We start from the raw sequence: 21,200 nt of genomic DNA, 5'->3' as shown, positions 1-21,200 counted from the left end.
TGGCACCTCCTCAATTAGTTATTTATTAATTTCTTCAACTGAAATCAGGTGGGCGATTTTCATTAATGCACCACGAGTTGCAGCATTGTCTGGTAAAGTAGCTGTACTATTAATTCTACCTAAGCCAAGAGCTTTCACAACTTTTCGTTGGTTAGGCAGACGGTGCGCAGCACTTCTAATTAAAGTAACTTTTAATTCAGTCATTTATTCAGTCTCCCTAATCTAATTCAGCGTGCCGAAGCTTTTCAACATCTTCACTTGTTCTAAGTTTCTTTAATCCATCTATTGTTGCACGAACAACGTTGATAGGAGTATTAGAACCAAGTGATTTAGAAGTAACATCAGCAATACCAGCCATATCCATAACGATACGAACGGCACCACCGGCAGCAACACCTGAACCTGCTGGAGCAGGCTTAATCATGATACTTCCTGAGCCATAATGACCAATTACTTCATGAGGAATAGTAGTACCAACCTTAGGAACCTTGATCATATTCTTTTTACCAGCTTCAACGGCCTTACGGATTGCTTCTGGAACTTCTTGAGCTTTACCAGTACCAAAGCCTACACGACCTTTTTTGTCGCCAACGATTACCAGGGCAGCAAATCTCATTCGTTGACCACCTTTGACAACCTTGGTGACACGATTAATTGCTACTAACTGATCTTCGATGTCGTCTTTATTTCTACGATTATTGCGAGAATCGTTGCGGTTTGCCATGTATTTATCTCCTTTCCTAGAACTCTAATCCGTTTTCACGAGCGGCATCTGCCAATGCTGAAATACGGCCGTGGTATAAATAACCACTTCTATCGAACACTACACTAGTAATGTTTTTTGCTTTGGCTGCTTGGGCAATACCTTTACCAACAGCTTGAGCTTGTTCTACTTTAGTTTGATCCTTTGATACAGCATCATCTAAAGTTGAGGCACTTGCTAGCGTTACACCCGCTACGTCATCAATTAATTGAGCGTAGATGTTTTTGTTTGAACGGAAAACGCTTAAGCGTGGGCGCTCAGCAGTACCAGAAATCTTGCTACGAATACGTTTATGACGCTTTAAGCGCAATTTATTCTTATCTGGTTTTGAAATCACAATTTCACCTCAAAATTTTTTACTATTTACCTGTCTTACCTTCCTTACGACGTACGTATTCGTCAGTATAACGAATACCTTTACCCTTATAAGGCTCTGGCGGACGTACATCGCGAATTTCAGCAGCAAATTGACCAACATTTTGCTTAGAAATTCCTTCTACTTCAATATCAGTTGCTGAAGTAGCTTTTACTGAAACACCTTCTGGTGCAGTCATTACAACTGGGTGAGAATAACCAACATTTAAAGTTAATTTGTTGCCTTGTGCAGTGGCACGATAACCAACACCAATTAATTTTAAAGTTTTCTTGTAACCATCAACTACACCTTCAACCATAGAAGCTAGATTAGCTCTTTCAGTTCCATGAAGCGCTTTATCATTTTCATTTGAACGTGAAAAGTTGATTTTGCCATCTTCTTGTTTAAAGGTGATTTTTGGATCAAAATATCTAGTTAATTCACCCTTAGGTCCCTTAACAGTGATATTGTCACCATTTTTGGTAACAGTGACACTATCTGGGACTTCAATTGTTTTTAAACCGATACGGCTCATTGATTGCTCTCCTTTCTGTCAGAATTACCAAACGTAAGCGATAACTTCGCCACCAACATCTTTTTGTCTTGCTTCTTTGTCAGTAATTACACCTGCAGAAGTAGAAACGATGGCTATACCCAAACCATTAAGTACTTTAGGTAGGTTTTCGGCACTAACATAATTTCTAAGACCTGGCTTAGAAATTCTCTTTAAGCCTGAAATGACACGTTCGCCGTCAGGACCATATTTCAAGAAAATCTTAATCATACCCTGTTTATTATCATCGGTAACTTCGTAATCACGGATGAAGCCTTCGCGTTTCAAGATTTCTGAAATAGATTTTTTAATGTTTGATGCAGGAATTTCAACAGAATTATGTTTCGCCATATTGGCATTTCTAATTCTAGTCAAGTAGTCTGCGATCGGATCTGTCATGACCATTTATGCTATCCTCCAATCCGTATTACCAACTAGCCTTTTTAAGGCCTGGGATTTGACCCTTGTGAGCTAAATCTTTCAAGCAAATACGGCATAAGCCAAACTTACGATAAACGGAGCGTGGACGACCACATCTCTCGCAACGAGTATATTCACGTGAAGAAAATTTAGCAGGACGATGATTTCTAATTTTTTGTGATGTCTTAGCCATTAATGTCCTCCATTATTTTGCAAACGGCATACCAAACTGACTTAAAAGCTCACGAGCTTCTTCATCTGTATTGGCAGTAGTAACGATAACAACATCTAAACCCCTAGTTCTATTAACTTTATCAAAGTCAATTTCTGGGAAAATCAATTGTTCCTTAATACCTAAAGTGTAGTTACCACGACCATCAAACGAACGGCTTGATACACCGCGGAAGTCACGAACACGAGGAAGTGAAACACTGATTAACTTATATAAGAAATCGTACATTCTATCGCCTCTAAGAGTTACCTTAGCACCAATAGACATACCCTCACGCAAGCGGAAGTTAGCGATTGACTTTTTGGCTTTAGTAACCAATGGCTTTTGACCTGAGATTAAAGTCAATTCTTCTACAGCTTCATCTAAGTTTTTAGCATTAGAAACAGCGTCTCCAACACCCATGTTCAAAACTATTTTTTCAATTTTTGGTACTTGCATAACTGAGCTGTAATCAAACTTTTCTTGCAATGCAGGAACAATTTTTTCTTTATATTCTTGAGCTAAATAATTTGCCATTTGTGTCCTCCCTTCTACTTCTTAGTTTCTTCTTTATTATCATTTGCTTTGCCTTCAGACTTTGCAATGACCTTAACATTTGATGCGTGAATTGAACCTTCTGATTCAACTACACCACCGTTAGCATTAGTCTGTGAAGGCTTTTGGTGTTTCTTAATCTTATTAACGCCTTTAACAACTACACGATTCTTTTTAACGTTAACAGATAAAACAATACCTTCTTTACCTTTGTCTTTTCCGGTAATAACTTTTACTTTGTCACCAGTTTTAACAAACATCAGTGCACCTCACTTATTATAAGACTTCAGGAGCAAGAGAGACGATTTTCATAAAGTCGTGCTCACGCAGCTCACGTGCAACAGGCCCAAAGATACGAGTACCACGTGGACTCTTATCTGCATTGATAACTACACCAGCATTTTCATCAAACTTGATGTATGATCCATCTTCACGGCGTGCGCCTGATTTTGTTCTAACAATAACGGCCTTGACAACGTCACCTTTTTTGACAACGCCACCTGGTGTTGCTTGTTTAACAGTTGCAACCACAATATCACCAATGTTACCAGTCTTACGTCTTGATCCACCTAAGACTCTAATAACTAAAAGTTCTCTGGCACCTGAGTTATCAGCAACCTTCAAACGGGATTCATTTTGAATCACTATATAATCCTCCCCTCACTAAATCCGCAAAATTAAACAGATTTTTTAACAATTTTAACTAAACGAAAGCGCTTTGTACGAGATAATGGACGAGTTTCCATGATACGAACAGTATCGCCAACTTTAGCTTCATTTTTATCATCTTGTGCATAATATTTCTTTGAATATCTAATACGCTTCTTGTAAACAGGGTGATTCTTATAAGTATCAACAACAACAGTGATAGTTTTGTCATTCTTATCAGAAATTACTTCGCCTTGATATACGTGACGATGATTTCTTTCGATTGATTCGCTCAAGTTAATAACTCCCTTCCACTAATCTTTTTCCAATGCTTTTTCGCTAAGAATTGTTTTAATTCTAGCAATGTTTTTACGGACTTTACCTAGGCGAGCGGTATTTTCTAATTGACCCGTTGCTTGTTGAAAACGCAAATTAAAGAGTTCTTCTTTGTATTGCTTTTCCTTGTCTAACATTTGATCAGTGGTTAATGCTCTGATTTCTTTAGCCTTCATTAGAATTGCCACCTACTTCCGAACTTTTAGTCACAAATTTACATTTAATTGGTAGCTTTGTTGCAGCAAGTCTTAAAGCTTCACGAGCAGTAGCTTCGTCAACGCCACCAATTTCAAACATAATCTTTTCTCTCTTGACTACAGCTACCCAACCTGCAGGTGCACCTTTACCGGAACCCATCCGGACACCAACACCCTTTGCAGTGTATGATTTTTGAGGGAAAATTCTAATCCAAACCTTACCACCACGTTTCATGTAACGAGTCATCGCAACACGGGCAGCTTCAATTTGTTGTGTAGTAATCCAGTGGGACTCAAGGGCTTGTAATCCATATTCACCAAAGGCAATGGTCTTTCCACCCTTAGCAGCGCCACGCATCTTACCACGAAACTCACGACGGTGTTTCACCCTTTTTGGTACTAGAGGCATTATTTGCTTCCTCCCTTCGCAGCTTTTTCGGGCTTCTTACTTTTAGAAGGTAAGATTTCACCCCGGTTAATCCATACTTGAACACCAATTTCACCATATGTGGTGTAGGCATTTACCCAAGCATAATCAATATCAGCTCTTAAAGTTTGTAATGGAACACGACCTTCTGTATGCCATTCTCTTCTTGCCATGTCGGCGCCGTTCAAACGACCAGACGTTTGTACTCTGATTCCCTTAGCACCAGCACGCATTGTTCTTTGAGTAGCCTGACGAGTAGCACGTCTAAAAGCAATACGAGCTTCAAGTTGACTAGCAATGCTTTCAGCCACTAATTTAGCATCAAGATCTGGCTTTTTAATTTCAACAATATTAACGTGTACCTGTTTCTTAGTCAAAGCATTTAGTTCTCTTCTTAAAGCTTCAACTTCAGAACCACCTTTACCAATTACCATACCAGGTTTAGAAGTATTGATTGATACGTTGATTCTGTTGGCTGCACGTTCAATTTCAACAGTAGAAACAGAGGCATTCTTTAACTTTTTATCAATGAATTTTCTGATACGCAGATCTTCATTTAAAGTTTCTTTGTATCCTCTGTCAGCATACCATTTAGATTCCCAGTCACGAATTACGCCGAGACGAAAACCATTTGGGTTAATCTTCTGACCCATTAATATACCTCCCTTAATCGTTCTTTTCTGACACTACTACAACTACATGACTAGTTCTCTTATTAATAGGAGAAGCCATACCTTTGGCACGTGGTCTAAATCTCTTTAAAGTAGCTCCTTCATTTACGTATGCTTCAGATACATAAAGATTGGCACTTTCAAGATCATAATTGTGTTCTGCATTTGCAATTGCTGAGCGTAAAACTTTTTCAACGATTGGGGAAGCAGCTCTAGGCGTAAATTGCAAGATTGCCAATGCTTCAGCAACGTCTTTGCCACGAATCAAATCAACGACTAAACGTGCTTTTCTTGGAGCAATACGAACTGTTCTTGCTTCTGCCCTAGCTGAACTAACTTGTTCTGCCATTTAAGTGTTTCTCCTTTCTTTATTTTGCAGTAGCCTTGTCGTCAGATGTCTTATGTCCACGGAAAGTTCTTGTCGGAACAAATTCACCTAACTTATGACCAACCATATCCTCAGTAATATATACCGGAACATGCTTTCTACCATCGTAAACAGCTATAGTCAAACCAACAAAAGAAGGAAAAATAGTTGAACGACGTGACCAAGTTTTAATAACCTGTTTTTTATCTGTATCTGCTTGTGCATCAACTTTCTTTAATAAGGATGCATCAGCAAAAGGCCCTTTTTTAATACTACGGCTCATTAAATTACCCTCCTTCTATTATTTGCTACCTTTACGGTGACGTACAATTAACTTCTCGCTGGCTCTCTTACTATTTCTAGTCTTGATACCACGAGCTTTCTTGCCCCATGGTGTCATCGGTTGTGGACGACCTACAGGAGCTTTACCTTCACCACCACCATGTGGGTGATCGTTAGGGTTCATTACGGAACCACGAGATTGTGGGCGTCTACCTAACCAGCGACTACGACCAGCTTTACCTAATTGGATTAATGAATGTTGTTCATTACCTACAACACCAATAGTTGCGCGACAAACTGATAAAATCTTACGAACTTCACCACTCTGTAATTTAACTAAGGTGTACTTACCATCATTACCCAAAACTTGAGCACTGGCTCCAGCACTTCTAACCAGCTGACCACCTTTACCAGGACTTAATTCAATATTGTGAATTGATGTACCAGTTGGAATATTCTTTAATGGCAAAGCGTTTCCTGGCTTAATATCTGCATTAGCGCCAGACTCTACCACATCACCAACTGTTAAACCCTTTGGTGCTAGGATATAAGCTTTTATACCGTCGGTATAGTGAAGAAGCGCAATATTAGCAGTTCTGTTTGGATCGTATTCGATTGCCTTAACTACAGCTTTTGCATTGTCTTTGTTACGCTTAAAATCGATAATACGGTATTTTTGCTTATGACCACCACCACGGTGTCTGCTAGTAATATGACCATAAGAGTTACGACCTGCAGTATGTGATTGTGACTCAAGTAAGGTACGCTCTGGCTTGCTCTTAGTAATTTCAGCAAAGTCAGAAGTAGTCATATTACGGCGACCATTTGTGGTTGGCTTATAAATTTTAATAGCCAATTGACTGACCTCCTATTACTTGTTTTCTTCTTTATTATCGTTATCGTCTTTGAAAATTTTGATGTCGTTTGAATCCTCTGTTAAGGTGACAATTGCTTTACGTGTACGAGCAGTTTTACCTGAATAGCGACCAACACGCTTATCCTTACCACGAACATTCATGATATTAACTTTTTTGACCTTAACATCAAAAATTTCTTCAACAGCATCACGAACTTGAGTCTTGGTTGCAGTTAAAAGCACGTTGAAAGTGTATTTCTTATCATCCATTAAGTTCGTTGACTTTTCAGTAATGACAGGTCTTAAAATGATATCGTGTGCACTCATTTCGTCGAAGCCCCCTCAACATTCTTTTCAATCATTTCAACGGCTTCTTTGGTCAAGATTAATTTGTCATAGTTGACAACATCTTCAACATTCAAACCATTTGCAGTGATTACCTTAACATTTGGCAAGTTTTTAGCTGAGTATTGAATATTCTTATCTTCAGAAACAACTAAAACTTTGCCTTCAACTTTTAAGCCGTCTAAGATTGACTTGAATTCTTTTGTTTTAGGAGCTGACATTGTCAATTGATCCAAAACAATTAAATCCTTATCAATCAACTTTTGAGAAAGAACAGACTTAATAGCCAAGCGTCTTTGCTTTCTTGGCATTGAGTACGCATAGGAACGTGGAGTTGGTCCGAAAACTACACCACCACCACGCCATTGTGGTGAACGGATAGAACCTTGACGAGCACGTCCTGTACCTTTTTGTTTCCAAGGCTTCTTTCCACCACCACGAACAGCGGATCTATTTTTAACCTTCGAGGTACCTTGACGTCTGCCAGCTCTTTGTCTGATAATTGCGTCAAAAACTACGCTCTCATTTGGCTTAATGCCAAATACTTCATCATTTAAAGTAACTTCACCAGCATCTTTGCCTTTTTGATCAATAACCTTTAAATTAGCCATTCTAGTCCTCCTTCCTATTTATTACTTTTAACAGCAGATCTAACAGTAAGCAATGAATTCTTAGCACCAGGAACATTGCCCTTGATTAACAATACATTCTTGTCTGCTACAACTTTTTCAATTACTAAGTTTTCAATGGTAACTTTCTTCATTCCCATGTGGCCTGGCAGACGTTTGCCTTTAGGCACACGGTTAATGATAGAACCCATTGAACCAGGAATTCTGTGGTATCTTGAACCGTGAGTTTCTGGTCCACGTGATTGGCCCCAACGTTTAATGTTACCTTGGTATCCATGACCTCTTGTAGTACCAGTGACGTCAACTACGTCACCTTCCTTAAATGTGTCCACAGTAACTTCTGAGCCGACTTCGTAGTCCTTAAGCTCAACTCCGCGGATTTCACGTATGAAGCGCTTAGGCGAAGTCTTTGCTTTTGCAGCATGACCTTTTTCTGGTTTGTTGCTCAAAACTTCACGTTTATCCTGATATCCTAATTGAATTGCTTCGTAGCCGTCTGATTCAACTGTCTTAACTTGCATAACTACGTTAGGAGTTGCTTCAACAACAGTTACGGGCACAAGGATACCATCTTTAGTGAAGATTTGGGTCATACCAACTTTTCTTCCTAAGATTCCTTTGGTCATGATTACACCTCTTTCTTTTTAAAATTAAAGTTTAATTTCGATGTCAACACCGCTTGGTAAATCAAGCTTCATTAAAGAGTCAACAGTTTTAGGTGTTGGATTTAAAATATCGATTAAACGCTTATGCGTACGAATTTCAAATTGTTCACGTGAGTCCTTGTTCTTGTGTGGTGAACGCAAAACAGTGAACAATACCCTTTCTGTTGGCAATGGAACTGGGCCTGAAATTTCAGCTCCAGTTCTCTTTGCAGTAGCTACAATTTTAGCAGCTGATTCATCGAGAATACCATGTTCGTATGACTTAAGTCTGATACGAATTGATTGACTTGCCATTAAATTACCTCCTCAACGTCTTCTTTAAAAGATGACTAGCTTCCACAAAAATTACCGGCACCACCTCTGTGGCAATGCAGCCTGGCGTGCCGCAACCTTTTGTATCAATGCTTTACAACAAAATGTGCTTTAAGGCAGAATATGCCCTAGACACACAAAAAATAGTATACCCGTTTTGTGCTTGAATATCAAGGCTCAAAGGACACTTTTCTTGATATTAACGCTAAAATACTATAACTTTAACAAATTTTATAAAATCAAAAAAATATAATTCCCAGCAGAAAACAAAAATACTCTCAAACTAGGATAATTTCAACAAACTGGTCTGAATTTCTAATAATAAATTTAATAAGTGTAAGATTAATGTGACTTCAAAAATTCTATTTATAAATCTTTTTAACTTTTAAATTTTTGTTTCTTAATAACTTAATGAAAAAGTTTTAAGCAAAATAAAAAGAGCCATTGGCAAAACCAACAGCTCAATTATTGTATTTAATTTTGTTTAACTATTAAAAATTATTCTGCGTTGCCGCCACGCTTTTTAATAATTTCTTCTTGAATGGACTTAGGAGTTGGTGAATAGTGATCAAAGACCATTGTAAATGTACCACGACCCTGTGTTGAAGAGCGCAAAGTAGTTGCATAGCCAAACATTTCGGCAAGTGGAACCATTGAATTTAGAACTTTAGCACCAGCACGATCTTGCATATTGTCCATCGTACCACGACGAGCAGTAATCGAACCCATTACGTCACCTAAGTAATCTTCAGGTGTGATAACTTGAACCTTCATAATAGGCTCTAGGATAACTGCACCAGCTTTAGGAGCAGCATTTCTCAATGCCAATGATGCAGCAACTTTGAAGGCAGCTTCAGAAGAGTCAACTTCGTGGTAACTACCATCATAAAGCTTAGCCTTGACGTCGATTAACGGATAACCAGCAAGAATACCATTCTTCATTGATTCTTGCAAACCTGCGTCAACAGCTGGAATAAATTCACGAGGAACAACACCACCGACAATGGCATCTTCAAACTCGTAACCTTTTCCTCTTTCATTTGGAGTAAATTCAATCCAGACATCACCATATTGTCCCTTACCACCAGACTGACGGACAAATTTACCTTGTGCCTTAGCAGGTTTAGTGAAGGTTTCACGATAAGCAACTTGTGGCTCACCAATTTTAGCTTCAACATGAAATTCACGCTTCATACGCTCAACCATGATTTGCAGATGCAGCTCACCCATTCCGGAAATCAAAGTTTGACCAGTTTCAGCATTTGTTTCAGCCCTAAAAGTTGGGTCTTCTTCAGTCAACTTTTGCAAAGCGATGTCAAGTTTATCACGATCAGCTTTAGATTCAGGCTCAATTGAAACTTGAATAACCGGATCTGGAACTTCCAAACTTTCCAAAATTAATGGGTGATCAGGATCAGTTAATGAATCACCGGTAGTAGTATTCTTTAAACCGATAGCACCAGCAATATCACCGGAGAATACTTCAGAAATTTCACTTCGTGAGTTAGCATGCATTTGCAACAAACGACCAACACGTTCACGACTATTCTTAGAAGCATTCAAAACATATGAACCTGATTCAAGTGAACCAGTGTAAACACGAATATAAGTCAAACGACCAACAAATGGATCAGTAGCAATCTTAAACGCCAAAGCGGAAAATGGCTTTTCATCTCCAGCAACTAATTCAACTTCTTCACCAGTTTTTGGATCATGAGCAACATAAGGCTTAACATCTAACGGAGATGGTAAGTAATCAACAACACCATCAAGCATCATCTGTACACCCTTGTTCTTAAAAGCTGAGCCTGCAAATACAGGGAAAATCTTCAAGTCCAATGTAGCTTTACGAATAGCAGCTTTTAATTCATCAACGGAAATCTCATCACCATTAAGGTATTTTTCCATGATGTCATCATCAACATCAGCTACTTGTTCAATTAATTCGGAGCGACGTTTTTCAGCTTCTTCTTTGTATTCATCAGGAACAGGAATAGTATCCCATTTGGAGCCAAGCTTATCTTCATCATAAACATCAGCTACCATGTCAAGTAAGTCAATAACACCTTCAAAGCTTTCGGCAGAACCAATTGGCATTTGCACAGCTAGAGCATTGGCATTTAAACGTTCGTGCAAAGACTTAACAGATTTGTCAAAGTCTGCTCCAATCTTATCCATTTTGTTTACAAAAACAATTCGAGGAACACCGTAAGTTTCAGCCTGGCGCCAAACATTTTCAGTTTGAGGTTCCACACCAGCTTGAGCGTCAAGAACAGTTACGGCACCATCAAGAACACGCAAGGAACGTTCAACTTCGATAGTGAAGTCAACGTGTCCAGGGGTATCGATAATGTTAATTCTATAATCTTTCCATTGTGCAGTAGTAGCTGCAGAAGTAATAGTGATACCACGTTCTTTTTCTTCATCCATCCAGTCCATTTGTGAATCACCCTCATGGGTTTCACCAATTTTATGGATCTTACCAGTGTAATAAAGAATACGCTCTGTTGTGGTAGTCTTACCCGCATCAATATGGGCCATAATACCAATGTTACGTGTTTTTTCTAATGGAAATTCACGCTTATTAGCCATAGATTTTTTCCTTTCCCTAAAAAATTAGAAACGATAGTGTGCAAATGCACGGTTAGCTTCAGCCATACGGTGAACATCTTCACGCTTTTTAACAGCTGAGCCAGTATTGTTTGAAGCATCAATAATTTCGTTAGCCAAGCGTTCATCCATAGTATGTTCATTACGTAAACGAGCGTAAGAAACTAACCATCTTAAACCTAAAGTAGTTCTTCTTTCAGGACGAACTTCAACTGGAATCTGATAGTTTGAACCACCAATACGGCGAGCTCTAACTTCCAAAACAGGCATAATATTATTCATAGCTTCTTCAAAAACATCAAGTGGCTCTTTGCCGGTCTTTTCTTTAACAATGTCAAAAGCATCATAAAGAATGGATGAAGCCTTAGCTCTTTTACCATCGATCATTAAGTGGTTGATCAACTTAGTTACAAGCTTTGAATTATATACTGGATCCGCTAAAATATCTCTTTTAGCTACATGTCCTTTTCTAGGCATTATTTAACTCCTCCTTAATCTTTCTTGGCACCGTATTTGGAACGTCCTTGCTTTCTGCCTTCAACACCAGCAGTATCAAGAGCACCACGAATAATATGGTAACGAACACCAGGAAGGTCCTTTACACGACCACCACGAATTAACACAACAGAGTGTTCCTGTAAATTATGGCCTTCACCTGGAATATAAGCAGTTACTTCAATCAGGTTAGAAAGACGAACACGAGCATACTTCCGCAAAGCTGAGTTTGGCTTCTTTGGTGTCATAGTGCCGACACGAGTTGCAACTCCACGCATTTGAGGCGCTGGGTTAGCTACTAATTCTTTCTTCATACTGTTGTAGCCATAGCTTAAAGCTGGTGACTTTGATTTAGTCGTCTTAGTATGACGGCCTTTTCTTACCAATTGGTTAATGGTTGGCATTAAATTTTCCTCCTAAAAAAATTCATTATTTTGTTCACACATCCAGGAGTTTCTTTTTTAAGTCCCAGATAATCATCAAAATACACATTGACTATTGTACTCGCTTGTCGCAAAAAAGCAAATTATTTTTACGAATTGAAAAGCAGATGATATTTTTTGCGTATTTGATTTAAGCGAGGTAAACAATATGAAATGGATTTTTGGAATCAGCAATTTTTTGATTGGTACATGTCTGGCTTCTCATGCATGTGTGATTGTCGAAAGAGCCGGCAAAGAAGACTTTATCTTCAGTCGTTCAAAGTGTACTAATTGTAACCAGCAGCTGTGCTTATTAGATGAAATACCTTTAATTTCCTATTTAATACTTAAAGGTCGTTGCCGTTATTGTCAAATTCACATCCCCTGTGAATATTTTTTAACAGAATTTTTAGGCGGTTTCGCTTTTTATAAAATTGATTTTAGCAGCATACATGATATTTGTACGGCGATTGTTTTGTTTAGTCTTCTACTAGCTGCTATCAGCGATTATCAGGTTCAGGAATTCGATATTACACTGGTACTGCCTGCACTTGTTATTTCGCTTCAACATATAATGAATAATTTTTATAGAATTAGCACTACTGATCTCATAGAATTTTTACCTATTTTTTTGTTTTTTCTTTTTGAGACAGTTAGAAAAAAATGTGGTAGTGGAGACTTAATAGTCTACCTAATCTTATCTTTCTACTTTAACTCCCAATTCGCCAATTTAACTTTTTTAACTGCTTCAATAGCTTTGCTTATTGTTTTTTTGGGCAGTAAAATGAGCAAAAAGGAGCCTGTTGCTTTTATTCCTTTTATTTATATTGGATTAATCATTCAACTTTTGTGCAAATAAAAAGCTGGGATCCATATAAAATGAAATAGCAGCTTTAATAAACTAGTAAAAATAATTTTTTCACGTAAGTATTAGTTGTATCTTGCCATCAGATTTTGAAAACTAGGCAGCAGTACTATGGCTATAACAACTCCGACTACTCCTTGAATTGTATTGGTAAAAAGACTGGCAAGTCCTGCAGCCCAAGTATAAAGAACTGTATTAGTGATAAAATAGCCACCTACCATAAAGAATACTCCTATAGCTCCGGCGACAGCACCTTTGACTAATTGATTTTTTAAATTCCAGTATTTAAAGACTAAACCAACAAAAAAACCTTCTAAACCATGGACAACAAGAGAAAATAACATGAACTGCCCATATCCACCAAGAAGATCAAGTAAAAATCCAGAAAGACCTCCAACTATGCCTCCGGCCATTGGACCGTATAAAAGCGCCACTATATAAATAATCGCATCACATAAATTAATATTTCCATGAGTCAAGGGCATTGGAATAATGAAAATTCGACTAATAACGACGTTAATCGCAGTTAATAATGCTAATAATACAAGTCTCTTTAAAGAAAAATCATTTACTCTCAACTTCTACATCCCCCGCTTGATTTTGTCTGATTATAACATTTTTTAATTAAAATATCACCAATAGTTCATAAAATTCCAAACAAAAAACTGTCCCGTTAGTATTTTCTAACGGAACAGTTTTTTTAATTAATTTAGATTATGATTCCTTAGCTTGGTCTGCTTCCTTCATCTTTTTCTCAATATCAGCAATTGAATAAACAGATTTAGGTTTCTTTACATCTGACTCAGGTTCCATATCACGATAAATCGGAAGACCAGTACCAGCTGGAATTATCTTACCAATAATAACATTTTCTTTTAATCCAAGTAGCGGATCATTCTTTCCTCTGATAGAAGCATCAGTTAGAACACGAGTTGTTTCCTGGAAGGAAGCAGCTGACAAGAAACTGTTGGTTTCAAGAGCGGCTTTAGTAATACCTAAAATTACACTTTGTGCAGTTGCAGGAATACCACCAGAAATAATCACAGCTTTGTTACGTTCCTTAAACTGATTGATATCCATTACCTCACCAGGTAAAAGATCAGTTTCTCCAGGATCGAGCACACGAACTTTTTGCAACATTTGTCTAGTTAATACTTCAACGTGCTTATCTGAAATATCAACACCTTGCATCCTGTATGCTTTTTGGACTTCGACCAAAATATACTCTTCAGTAGTTAATGTATCAGTAACCTGAATTAATTCTTTCGGATCAATAGATCCAAGAGTCAACTTGTCACCGCGATGAACTTCGTCACCCTCAGCAACAGCTACCGAAGCAGTATAAGGCACGCTGTAACTTCTAGTATCGATCCTACCCTTAACAGTAATTTCACGAGTATGTTCAGCAGGATTTTCCTGAATTGAATCAATTACTCCATCTACTTCAGAAATTATCGCACGACCCTTAGGATTACGAGCTTCAAACAATTCCTGCACACGAGGAAGACCTTGCGTAATATCTTCAGCACCTGCAACACCACCATTGTGGAAAGTACGTAAAGTAAGCTGAGTACCAGGTTCACCGATAGATTGAGCAGCAACTGTACCAACTGCTTCACCAACTTCGACTTCTTCTCCAGTGGCAAGGTTCATACCGTAACACTTGCGACAAACACCATGTGGTGTATCACAAGTTAGGATCGAACGGATCTTCACGTTAGTTACACCAGCATCACAAATCTGATGTGCTAAGTTTTCATCCATCATGACATTGCGACCAACAATTGTAGCTCCAGTCTTTGGATCCTTCACTGTTTCGGCAGTAAAGCGGCCAAGTAAACGATCATAGAGCGGTTCAATTAATTCGTCACCCTCCATAATTGCATGAACATTAATGCCACGGTCAGTCCCACAGTCATCATCACGAATAATAACATCCTGTGCAACATCTACTAGACGACGAGTCAAGTAGCCAGACTGAGCAGTCTTCAAGGCGGTATCGGTCATTCCCTTACGAGCACCATGAGTAGACATGAATAATTCTAGAACTGACAAACCTTCCTTAAAGTTAGAAGTAACTGGAATTTCGAACAACCCACCGTTTGGTGTAGCCATCAAGCCACGCATACCAGCAAGCTGTGTAAAGTTGGAAATGTTACCACGAGCTCCTGAATCGGCCATGATAGTAATAGGATTACGTGGGTCATAAATCTGGGCAATTTCATCTTGAACTTGATCTTTACAATCATTCCAAATGCTAATTACCCTGTCGTGTCTCTCATCTTCAGTGATTAAACCACGTCTAAACTGTTTAGACACAATATCTACTTGTTTATGGGCTTTAGCAACCTTTTCATCTTTATCTTGGATTTCAGGAACATCGGTCATCCCGATTGTAATACCAGAAGTAGTTGAACTGGTATAACCTAAAGTCTTTAAGTCATCAAGATATTCAGATGTTCTTTGAACCTTATAATATTTATAAATTGTAGCAATTGAATCAGACAGGAATGATTTCTTAAACGGTGTAGAAATCAAATCACTTGCAACACTATCAATTTTTTCATGGATATCTTCGCCCGGTTCCAAGAAATACTTGGAAGCAAGTGGGTTATTTAAATTTTCTTCAGTTGGCTCATTAACATAGAAATAGTCATCTGGGAAAATCTGATTGAAAATGATTCGACCATAAGTAGTGACAAAAATACCATGTTCATATCCTTTTGGCCATGCCTTTTCTGGCATCGAATCAGCTGACATCCCAATAATGGTGTGATAATGAATGTCACCATTATTATATGCAACGGTTGCTTCATCAGGTGAGTTGAAAATCATTCCTTCACCTTCACGGCCCTTTTCAGCTTGAGTTAACCAATAATTACCCAAAACTATATCTTGAGATGGAGTAACAATTGGCTTACCGTCCTTAGGAGCCAAAATATGGTGAGCAGCCAGCATTAGCATCCGTGATTCAGCAACAGCTTCGTCAGATAGTGGCACGTGGATAGCCATCTGATCACCATCAAAGTCGGCATTGTAAGCCTCACAGGCAAGAGGGTGCAGACGAATTGATTTGCCCGGCACTAAAACAGGTTCAAAAGCTTGGATACTCAAACGGTGTAAAGTAGGAGCCCGGTTTAATAATACCGTTCTTTCCTTAATCACGTCTTCAAGTACATCCCAGACATCATCATCTTCACGATCAATTTTACGCTTAGCACTCTTAATATTTGTAGCAATCTTGCGTTTAACTAATTCGTGCATTACAAATGGTTTGAACAATTCTAGAGCCATCGGGCGAGGAACACCACATTGATAGAACTTAAGCTTTGGTGAAACATCAATAACTGAACGACCTGAATAGTCAACACGCTTACCTAATAAGTTTTGACGGAAACGTCCCTGCTTACCCTTAAGCATGTGTGATAAAGATTTAAGTGGACGATTACCTGGTCCAACCACAGAACGACCACGACGACCATTATCAATCAATGCATCAACGGCTTCTTGCAACATCCGTTTTTCATTTTGCACAATAATATTAGGAGCATTTAAGTCAAGTAATCTCTTTAACCTGTTGTTACGGTTGATAACACGACGGTATAAGTCATTTAAATCAGAAGTTGCAAACCGACCACCTTCTAGTTGGACCATTGGTCTTAAATCTGGTGGTATAACCGGAACAGCATCAATAACCATCCATTCAGGCTTGTTACCAGAATCTTTAAAGGCGTCAAGAATATCAAGACGTCTGATTGCTCTAGTCCGTTTTTGACCGGTTGCAGTTTCCAATTCTTTCTTTAAATCGGTAACTTCTTTATTCAAATCAACCTTACGGAGTAAATCACGAATTGCTTCTGCACCCATTTTTGCGGTAAAACGATTGCCATATTTTGCCTTTTGTTCACGGTACTCAGCTTCCGTCAAAAGTTGTTTAAATTCAAGGTCAGTGTCGCCTGGATCAATTACAATATAAGCCGCAAAATAGATAACTTCTTCGAGAAGTCTGGGAGAAATATCCAAAATAAGTCCCATTCTTGATGGAATACCTTTAAAGTACCAAATATGAGTAACTGGGGCAGCCAATTCAATATGACCCATTCGCTCCCTTCTAACTTTAGAGGAGGTAACTTCAACACCACAGCGATCACAAACGATGCCACGGTATCTCACACCCTTATATTTACCACATGCACATGACCAATCTTTAGTCGGTCCAAAAATTCTTTCATCGAACAAACCGTCTTTTTCTGGCTTTAAAGTACGGTAATTAATAGTTTCTGGCTTTTTGACTTCACCATATGACCAGCTACGAATTTTATTCGGAGAGGCAAGACCAATTTGCATGCTTTCAAATTTATTTACATCGATCAAAAGTTTAACCTCCTACTTATTGAGAAATCTTATTATCATCGTCTGATTGATCTACAGGTACATTAGATTGCTCTGTCTCCGTTTCATCATCTTCGGAATCAGCGGTTTCTTCGGCTAACTTCTTCCGTTGTTGCTCTTCCGCCATCTTGGACAATGTGTCTATGTTCAAATGCTCATTTGAATCATCATCCATATCACGCAACTCAATTTCTTTATGATTCATATCAAGAACACGTATATCCAGTCCTAGTGATTGCAGTTCTTTAACAAGAACGCGGAATGATTCTGGGACACCAGGTTTAGGAATTCTTTCTCCTTTAACAATTGCCTCATATGCTTTAACACGACCAACAACATCGTCTGATTTGTATGTCAATATTTCCTGCAAAGTATAAGCTGCACCGTATGCTTCGAGTGCCCAAACTTCCATTTCACCGAAACGCTGACCACCAAATTGTGCTTTACCTCCAAGAGGTTGTTGAGTAACCAATGAGTAAGGCCCAATTGACCGTGCATGAATCTTATCATCAACCATGTGAGTTAATTTCAGATAATGCATGATACCGACAGAAACACGGTTATGGAATGGCTCACCTGTGCGGCCATCATAAAGAACAGTTTTACCATCTTTATCGATACCAGCCTTATGAACAGTGTCCCAAACATCGTCTTCGCTGGCACCATCAAATACTGGTGTTGCCACATGAATACCTAAATTAGCTGCAGCACGACCAAGGTGCAATTCCAAAAGCTGACCAATATTCATACGTGAAGGAACACCCATTGGGTTCAAACAAATGTCTACTGGAGTACCATCTGGCAAGTATGGCATATCCTCTTCGGGAACAACTGCAGCAACAGTACCTTTGTTACCGTGACGACCAGACATCTTATCCCCGACTTGAATCTTTCTCTTTTGCGCAATATATACACGGACTAATGTATTAACACCAGGAGATAGTTCATCACCATTTTCTCTAGTATAAACTTTGACATCGCGGACAATACCGCCACCACCGTGAGGAACACGCAGTGATGTATCACGAACTTCGCGGGCTTTTTCACCAAAGATAGCATGAAGAAGTCTCTCTTCTGCTGATAATTCAGTAACACCTTTAGGTGTAACTTTACCAACCAAAATATCTCCGTCATGTACTTCGGCACCTACACGGACAATACCTTGACCATCAAGATCTTTAAGTGCATCTTCACCAACATTTGGCAATTCACGAGTGATTTCTTCAGGGCCAAGCTTAGTGTCTCGAGCTTCTGATTCATAATCTTCAATACTAATTGAAGTATAAACGTCATCTTTAACAAGCCGCTCAGAAAGCATGATGGCATCTTCGTAGTTATACATATTCCAAGTCATAAAGGCGATAACAGGATTTTGACCAAGAGCAAGTTCACCATGATCCATTGTCGGACCATTGGCAATAACTTCACCTTTTTCAACCTTATCACCTAAATTAACGTTAGGAGTTTGATTGTAAGATTTTGAATTATTTGAACGACGATATTTTTCCAGTGTATATTTATCTAATGTACTGTCATCGCGTCTAACTCTAATTGTGTTAGCATCAACATATTCAACAGTACCAGCAGCTTTAGCCAAAACAGCAGCTCCTGAATCATGAGCCGCACGATACTCCATACCTGTACCGACAAGGCAGCTATGAGGATTAATCAATGGTGCAGCTTGTCTTTGCTGGTTAGCTCCCATTAATGCACGGTTAGAGTCATCATTTTCCAAGAAAGGTATACATGCAGAGGCAACCGAAACAACCTGCTTAGGAATAACGTCCATGTAGTCAATTTTATCTGGACTAACTTCGACGTTATCTTCTTTGTGACGTGCTAAAACAAGATCATCTTTAAATGAACCGTCCGGATTAAGTGGAGTATTAGCACCAGCAATAATATAGTTATCTTCAACATCAGCTGTAAGATAATCAATCTTGTTAGTAACTTTGTGTGTCTTCCATGAAACACGACGGTACGGTGTCTCAATAAAACCGTATTTGTTAATCACTGCATACGTAGCAAGAGAGTTAATCAAACCAATGTTTGGACCTTCAGGAGTTTCAATTGGGCATAAACGACCATATTGAGTATAGTGAACATCCCGCACTTCATATCCTGCACGGTCACGAGTTAAACCACCAGGCCCTAAAGCTGACATACGACGCTTATGCGTTAATTCTCCTAATGGGTTATGCTGATCCATAAATTGTGACAATTGTGATGAACCAAAGAACTCTTTGATGCTGGCTACAATTGGTCTAATGTTAATCAATTGTTGTGGTGTAACGGTTGAAGGATCCTGAATTGACATTCTTTCTCTTACAACACGTTCCATACGAGCCAAACCAATTCTAAATTGATTCTGCAATAATTCGCCTACACGACGAATACGACGGTTACCAAGGTGATCAATATCATCGGTTGTACCAATTTCATCTTGTAATAGGAAGAAATAATTAATTGATGCCAGAACGTCAGCCGGTGTCAGATATTTAACTTTCTTATCAATATGACCATTAGAAATCAATTTGACAACGCGTTCTGGATTTACTTTGGAGTAAACTTTAATTTCCTGTACGTTAATTGGATCAGGTAACACGCCTTCTTGAGATGGCTGGTAAGTAACCATTTTAAAGTCATCACGGTCAAGATACTTTTCAAGTGTGTCCATTACTTCATGAGTCACAACAGTACCTTTTTTCGCAATAATTTCACCAGTATCCGGATCTGCTAGCGTTTCAGCCAAAGTTTGACCATATAAGCGGCTCTTTAATGATAATTTCTTGTTAACTTTATAACGACCAACAGGCGCTAAATCGTAACGACGTGGATCAAAGAAACGTGCATAAAGCAGTGATCTTGAAGAATCAGTTGTTTTTGGTTCACCAGGACGAAGACGTTCATAAATATCCTTTAACGCTTCAGCTACACGAGAATCAGCGGGGTTTTTATGGACATCCTTATCCAAAGTAAATTGTAATGTATCACTTTGGCCAAAAACATCTAAAATTTCATCATCTGAGCCAATTCCAAGAGCCCTGACTAAAACTGTCAGAGGCAATTTACGAGTACGGTCAACGCGAACATAAGATACATTTTTAGCATCAGTTTCATATTCAAGCCAGGCGCCACGGTTAGGAATTACGGTAGTACCAAAGATTTGACGGCCATTTTTATCATAATCACCAGAATAATAGACACTTGGAGATCTAACCAGCTGGGAAACGATAACTCTTTCAGCACCATTAATAATAAATGAACCGGATTCAGTCATTAAAGGTAAATCACCGAAGAAAACATCCTGAGTTTTGATTTCACCTGTTTTTTGATTGGTTAATTTTAAAGTCACGTGCATTGGAGCAGCATAAGTTGCATCATGGTCACGTGCTTCGTCAACAGTATATTTTGGCTTTTGCAGTTTATAACCCAAATATTCCAGGGAAAGCTTACCTGAAAAGTCACTAATTGGCATAATATCGTCAAAAACGTCTTTAATACCCTCATCCAAAAACCATTGGTATGATTCGGTTTGAACATCTGTCAAATTAGGCAGGTCCAGCACTTCTTTAATGCGGGAAAAGCTACGTCTTGTCCGATGTTTGCCAAAATTCACTACGTGTCCGTTTAACAAGGAGAAAACACCCTTTCTGTCAGAGAAAGCTAATATTACATTTTGATTACAAATTCAAAAAGCCGGAATTTTATGCATAAAAAAGACAAAAACAACAAAAGTCGTTTTTGTCCTTTATTATTTTGCTGGACAATAGATCAGCAAAATCCTGAAAATCAGCCTTTTAATCACGCATTACTATAACAAA

At 38.6% G+C, this 21,200-nt stretch carries 27 protein-coding genes; 1 reads left to right on the top strand and 26 read right to left on the bottom strand.

The genetic code is table 11. The features are described 5' to 3' along the window. Window positions 1–18 precede the first annotated feature (18 nt). The 23 genes from rpmD to rpsL form a co-directional block, all read right to left on the bottom strand. Window positions 19–204, bottom strand: coding sequence for a 50S ribosomal protein L30 (gene rpmD / locus AAA926_RS07230; RefSeq protein WP_046332451.1), 186 nt, complete (start codon window positions 202–204; stop codon window positions 19–21). Window positions 205–217: 13 nt separating this feature from the next. Continuing rightward, entirely contained in the window at window positions 218–724 is a 507-nt protein-coding gene (rpsE, locus tag AAA926_RS07225; RefSeq protein WP_034980420.1) for a 30S ribosomal protein S5, read from the bottom strand. 16 nt (window positions 725–740) lie between these two features. Next, window positions 741–1,100: a 50S ribosomal protein L18 gene (rplR, locus tag AAA926_RS07220; protein ID WP_338212224.1), complete on the bottom strand. Its 360-nt coding sequence runs from the start codon at window positions 1,098–1,100 to the stop codon at window positions 741–743. A gap of 22 nt (window positions 1,101–1,122) precedes the next feature. Then, the gene (gene rplF / locus AAA926_RS07215; RefSeq protein WP_198181064.1) at window positions 1,123–1,653 is read right to left on the bottom strand and encodes a 50S ribosomal protein L6; all 531 of its coding nucleotides are present in this window, start codon (window positions 1,651–1,653) and stop codon (window positions 1,123–1,125) included. Window positions 1,654–1,677: 24 nt separating this feature from the next. Continuing rightward, a complete protein-coding gene (gene rpsH, locus AAA926_RS07210; protein ID WP_038523731.1) occupies window positions 1,678–2,076 on the bottom strand; it encodes a 30S ribosomal protein S8 in 399 nt (132 codons plus the stop codon). Between the two features lie 22 nt (window positions 2,077–2,098). Next, a complete protein-coding gene (locus tag AAA926_RS07205; RefSeq protein WP_034980430.1) occupies window positions 2,099–2,284 on the bottom strand; it encodes a type Z 30S ribosomal protein S14 in 186 nt (61 codons plus the stop codon). 12 nt (window positions 2,285–2,296) lie between these two features. Continuing rightward, window positions 2,297–2,839, bottom strand: coding sequence for a 50S ribosomal protein L5 (rplE, locus tag AAA926_RS07200; protein WP_046325350.1), 543 nt, complete (start codon window positions 2,837–2,839; stop codon window positions 2,297–2,299). Window positions 2,840–2,853: 14 nt separating this feature from the next. Continuing rightward, window positions 2,854–3,117: a 50S ribosomal protein L24 gene (gene rplX / locus AAA926_RS07195; protein ID WP_198181065.1), complete on the bottom strand. Its 264-nt coding sequence runs from the start codon at window positions 3,115–3,117 to the stop codon at window positions 2,854–2,856. 16 nt (window positions 3,118–3,133) lie between these two features. Further along, entirely contained in the window at window positions 3,134–3,502 is a 369-nt protein-coding gene (gene rplN, locus AAA926_RS07190; RefSeq protein WP_034980437.1) for a 50S ribosomal protein L14, read from the bottom strand. A 32-nt stretch (window positions 3,503–3,534) separates the two neighbouring features. After that, complete coding sequence (rpsQ, locus tag AAA926_RS07185) at window positions 3,535–3,801, bottom strand: 30S ribosomal protein S17 (protein ID WP_198181066.1); 267 nt, start codon at window positions 3,799–3,801, stop codon at window positions 3,535–3,537. Window positions 3,802–3,819: 18 nt separating this feature from the next. Continuing rightward, window positions 3,820–4,017: a 50S ribosomal protein L29 gene (gene rpmC, locus AAA926_RS07180; RefSeq protein ID WP_265893226.1), complete on the bottom strand. Its 198-nt coding sequence runs from the start codon at window positions 4,015–4,017 to the stop codon at window positions 3,820–3,822. Next, complete coding sequence (rplP, locus tag AAA926_RS07175; RefSeq protein WP_046332453.1) at window positions 4,007–4,447, bottom strand: 50S ribosomal protein L16; 441 nt, start codon at window positions 4,445–4,447, stop codon at window positions 4,007–4,009. Before rplP ends, rpmC begins: the two co-directional genes overlap by 11 nt. Continuing rightward, complete coding sequence (gene rpsC, locus AAA926_RS07170; protein ID WP_046332454.1) at window positions 4,447–5,118, bottom strand: 30S ribosomal protein S3; 672 nt, start codon at window positions 5,116–5,118, stop codon at window positions 4,447–4,449. Before rpsC ends, rplP begins: the two co-directional genes overlap by 1 nt. Before the next feature lie 13 nt (window positions 5,119–5,131). After that, the gene (gene rplV / locus AAA926_RS07165) at window positions 5,132–5,485 is read right to left on the bottom strand and encodes a 50S ribosomal protein L22 (RefSeq protein WP_034980453.1); all 354 of its coding nucleotides are present in this window, start codon (window positions 5,483–5,485) and stop codon (window positions 5,132–5,134) included. Window positions 5,486–5,504: 19 nt separating this feature from the next. Then, entirely contained in the window at window positions 5,505–5,786 is a 282-nt protein-coding gene (gene rpsS / locus AAA926_RS07160) for a 30S ribosomal protein S19 (protein WP_034980456.1), read from the bottom strand. An 18-nt stretch (window positions 5,787–5,804) separates the two neighbouring features. Then, window positions 5,805–6,641, bottom strand: a complete 837-nt coding sequence (gene rplB, locus AAA926_RS07155; protein ID WP_045928454.1) for a 50S ribosomal protein L2 — start codon at window positions 6,639–6,641, stop codon at window positions 5,805–5,807. 15 nt (window positions 6,642–6,656) lie between these two features. After that, window positions 6,657–6,968, bottom strand: a complete 312-nt coding sequence (rplW, locus tag AAA926_RS07150; RefSeq protein WP_034980462.1) for a 50S ribosomal protein L23 — start codon at window positions 6,966–6,968, stop codon at window positions 6,657–6,659. Beyond that, a complete protein-coding gene (gene rplD / locus AAA926_RS07145) occupies window positions 6,965–7,597 on the bottom strand; it encodes a 50S ribosomal protein L4 (RefSeq protein WP_198181069.1) in 633 nt (210 codons plus the stop codon). The genes rplW and rplD overlap by 4 nt, the downstream gene beginning before the upstream one ends. Before the next feature lie 14 nt (window positions 7,598–7,611). Next, complete coding sequence (rplC, locus tag AAA926_RS07140; RefSeq protein ID WP_198181070.1) at window positions 7,612–8,241, bottom strand: 50S ribosomal protein L3; 630 nt, start codon at window positions 8,239–8,241, stop codon at window positions 7,612–7,614. A 24-nt stretch (window positions 8,242–8,265) separates the two neighbouring features. Continuing rightward, window positions 8,266–8,574 (bottom strand): 30S ribosomal protein S10, encoded by a 309-nt coding sequence (gene rpsJ, locus AAA926_RS07135; protein ID WP_045928455.1) that lies wholly within the window; start codon window positions 8,572–8,574, stop codon window positions 8,266–8,268. A 516-nt stretch (window positions 8,575–9,090) separates the two neighbouring features. Then, window positions 9,091–11,184, bottom strand: a complete 2,094-nt coding sequence (gene fusA / locus AAA926_RS07130; RefSeq protein WP_338212223.1) for an elongation factor G — start codon at window positions 11,182–11,184, stop codon at window positions 9,091–9,093. A gap of 24 nt (window positions 11,185–11,208) precedes the next feature. Then, window positions 11,209–11,679 carry a 30S ribosomal protein S7 gene (gene rpsG / locus AAA926_RS07125; protein WP_034980476.1) on the bottom strand — a complete coding sequence of 157 codons (471 nt, stop codon included), beginning with the start codon at window positions 11,677–11,679 and terminating at the stop codon, window positions 11,209–11,211. A 14-nt stretch (window positions 11,680–11,693) separates the two neighbouring features. Then, a complete protein-coding gene (gene rpsL, locus AAA926_RS07120) occupies window positions 11,694–12,101 on the bottom strand; it encodes a 30S ribosomal protein S12 (protein ID WP_034980479.1) in 408 nt (135 codons plus the stop codon). A 187-nt stretch (window positions 12,102–12,288) separates the two neighbouring features. On the opposite strand from rpsL, the gene AAA926_RS07115 reads away from it, so the two are divergent. After that, window positions 12,289–12,978 (top strand): prepilin peptidase, encoded by a 690-nt coding sequence (locus AAA926_RS07115; protein ID WP_338212222.1) that lies wholly within the window; start codon window positions 12,289–12,291, stop codon window positions 12,976–12,978. Window positions 12,979–13,049: 71 nt separating this feature from the next. Here the strand turns inward: AAA926_RS07115 and AAA926_RS07110 are convergent, their stop codons facing one another. From AAA926_RS07110 to rpoB, 3 genes are all read right to left on the bottom strand, one after another. Continuing rightward, on the bottom strand, window positions 13,050–13,562 hold the full coding sequence (locus AAA926_RS07110; protein WP_294761422.1) for an ECF transporter S component: 513 nt from the start codon (window positions 13,560–13,562) through the stop codon (window positions 13,050–13,052). A gap of 136 nt (window positions 13,563–13,698) precedes the next feature. Further along, window positions 13,699–17,358, bottom strand: a complete 3,660-nt coding sequence (gene rpoC, locus AAA926_RS07105; protein WP_109586597.1) for a DNA-directed RNA polymerase subunit beta' — start codon at window positions 17,356–17,358, stop codon at window positions 13,699–13,701. Between the two features lie 16 nt (window positions 17,359–17,374). Then, a complete protein-coding gene (gene rpoB / locus AAA926_RS07100; protein WP_198181073.1) occupies window positions 17,375–21,013 on the bottom strand; it encodes a DNA-directed RNA polymerase subunit beta in 3,639 nt (1,212 codons plus the stop codon). Window positions 21,014–21,200: the final 187 nt, after the last annotated feature.

This window comes from Lactobacillus juensis, assembly GCF_036246285.1.
Classification (GTDB): domain Bacteria; phylum Bacillota; class Bacilli; order Lactobacillales; family Lactobacillaceae; genus Lactobacillus; species Lactobacillus juensis.
The sequence above is the reverse complement of the archived record's forward strand: the minus strand, read 5'-3'. Positions and strand labels throughout refer to the sequence as shown.

Coding starts and splice junctions, on each gene's coding strand:
- rpmD (WP_046332451.1), bottom strand. CDS start 204: ATGACTGAATTAAAAGTTACTTTAATTAGAAGTGCTGCGCACCGTCTG.
- rpsE (WP_034980420.1), bottom strand. CDS start 724: ATGGCAAACCGCAACGATTCTCGCAATAATCGTAGAAATAAAGACGAC.
- rplF (WP_198181064.1), bottom strand. CDS start 1,653: ATGAGCCGTATCGGTTTAAAAACAATTGAAGTCCCAGATAGTGTCACT.
- rpsH (WP_038523731.1), bottom strand. CDS start 2,076: ATGGTCATGACAGATCCGATCGCAGACTACTTGACTAGAATTAGAAAT.
- AAA926_RS07205 (WP_034980430.1), bottom strand. CDS start 2,284: ATGGCTAAGACATCACAAAAAATTAGAAATCATCGTCCTGCTAAATTT.
- rplE (WP_046325350.1), bottom strand. CDS start 2,839: ATGGCAAATTATTTAGCTCAAGAATATAAAGAAAAAATTGTTCCTGCA.
- rplX (WP_198181065.1), bottom strand. CDS start 3,117: ATGTTTGTTAAAACTGGTGACAAAGTAAAAGTTATTACCGGAAAAGAC.
- rpmC (WP_265893226.1), bottom strand. CDS start 4,017: ATGAAGGCTAAAGAAATCAGAGCATTAACCACTGATCAAATGTTAGAC.
- rplP (WP_046332453.1), bottom strand. CDS start 4,447: ATGCCTCTAGTACCAAAAAGGGTGAAACACCGTCGTGAGTTTCGTGGT.
- rpsC (WP_046332454.1), bottom strand. CDS start 5,118: ATGGGTCAGAAGATTAACCCAAATGGTTTTCGTCTCGGCGTAATTCGT.
- rplV (WP_034980453.1), bottom strand. CDS start 5,485: ATGGCAGAACAAGTTAGTTCAGCTAGGGCAGAAGCAAGAACAGTTCGT.
- rpsS (WP_034980456.1), bottom strand. CDS start 5,786: ATGAGCCGTAGTATTAAAAAAGGGCCTTTTGCTGATGCATCCTTATTA.
- rplW (WP_034980462.1), bottom strand. CDS start 6,968: ATGAGTGCACACGATATCATTTTAAGACCTGTCATTACTGAAAAGTCA.
- rplD (WP_198181069.1), bottom strand. CDS start 7,597: ATGGCTAATTTAAAGGTTATTGATCAAAAAGGCAAAGATGCTGGTGAA.
- rplC (WP_198181070.1), bottom strand. CDS start 8,241: ATGACCAAAGGAATCTTAGGAAGAAAAGTTGGTATGACCCAAATCTTC.
- rpsJ (WP_045928455.1), bottom strand. CDS start 8,574: ATGGCAAGTCAATCAATTCGTATCAGACTTAAGTCATACGAACATGGT.
- fusA (WP_338212223.1), bottom strand. CDS start 11,184: ATGGCTAATAAGCGTGAATTTCCATTAGAAAAAACACGTAACATTGGT.
- rpsG (WP_034980476.1), bottom strand. CDS start 11,679: ATGCCTAGAAAAGGACATGTAGCTAAAAGAGATATTTTAGCGGATCCA.
- rpsL (WP_034980479.1), bottom strand. CDS start 12,101: ATGCCAACCATTAACCAATTGGTAAGAAAAGGCCGTCATACTAAGACG.
- AAA926_RS07115 (WP_338212222.1), top strand. CDS start 12,289: ATGAAATGGATTTTTGGAATCAGCAATTTTTTGATTGGTACATGTCTG.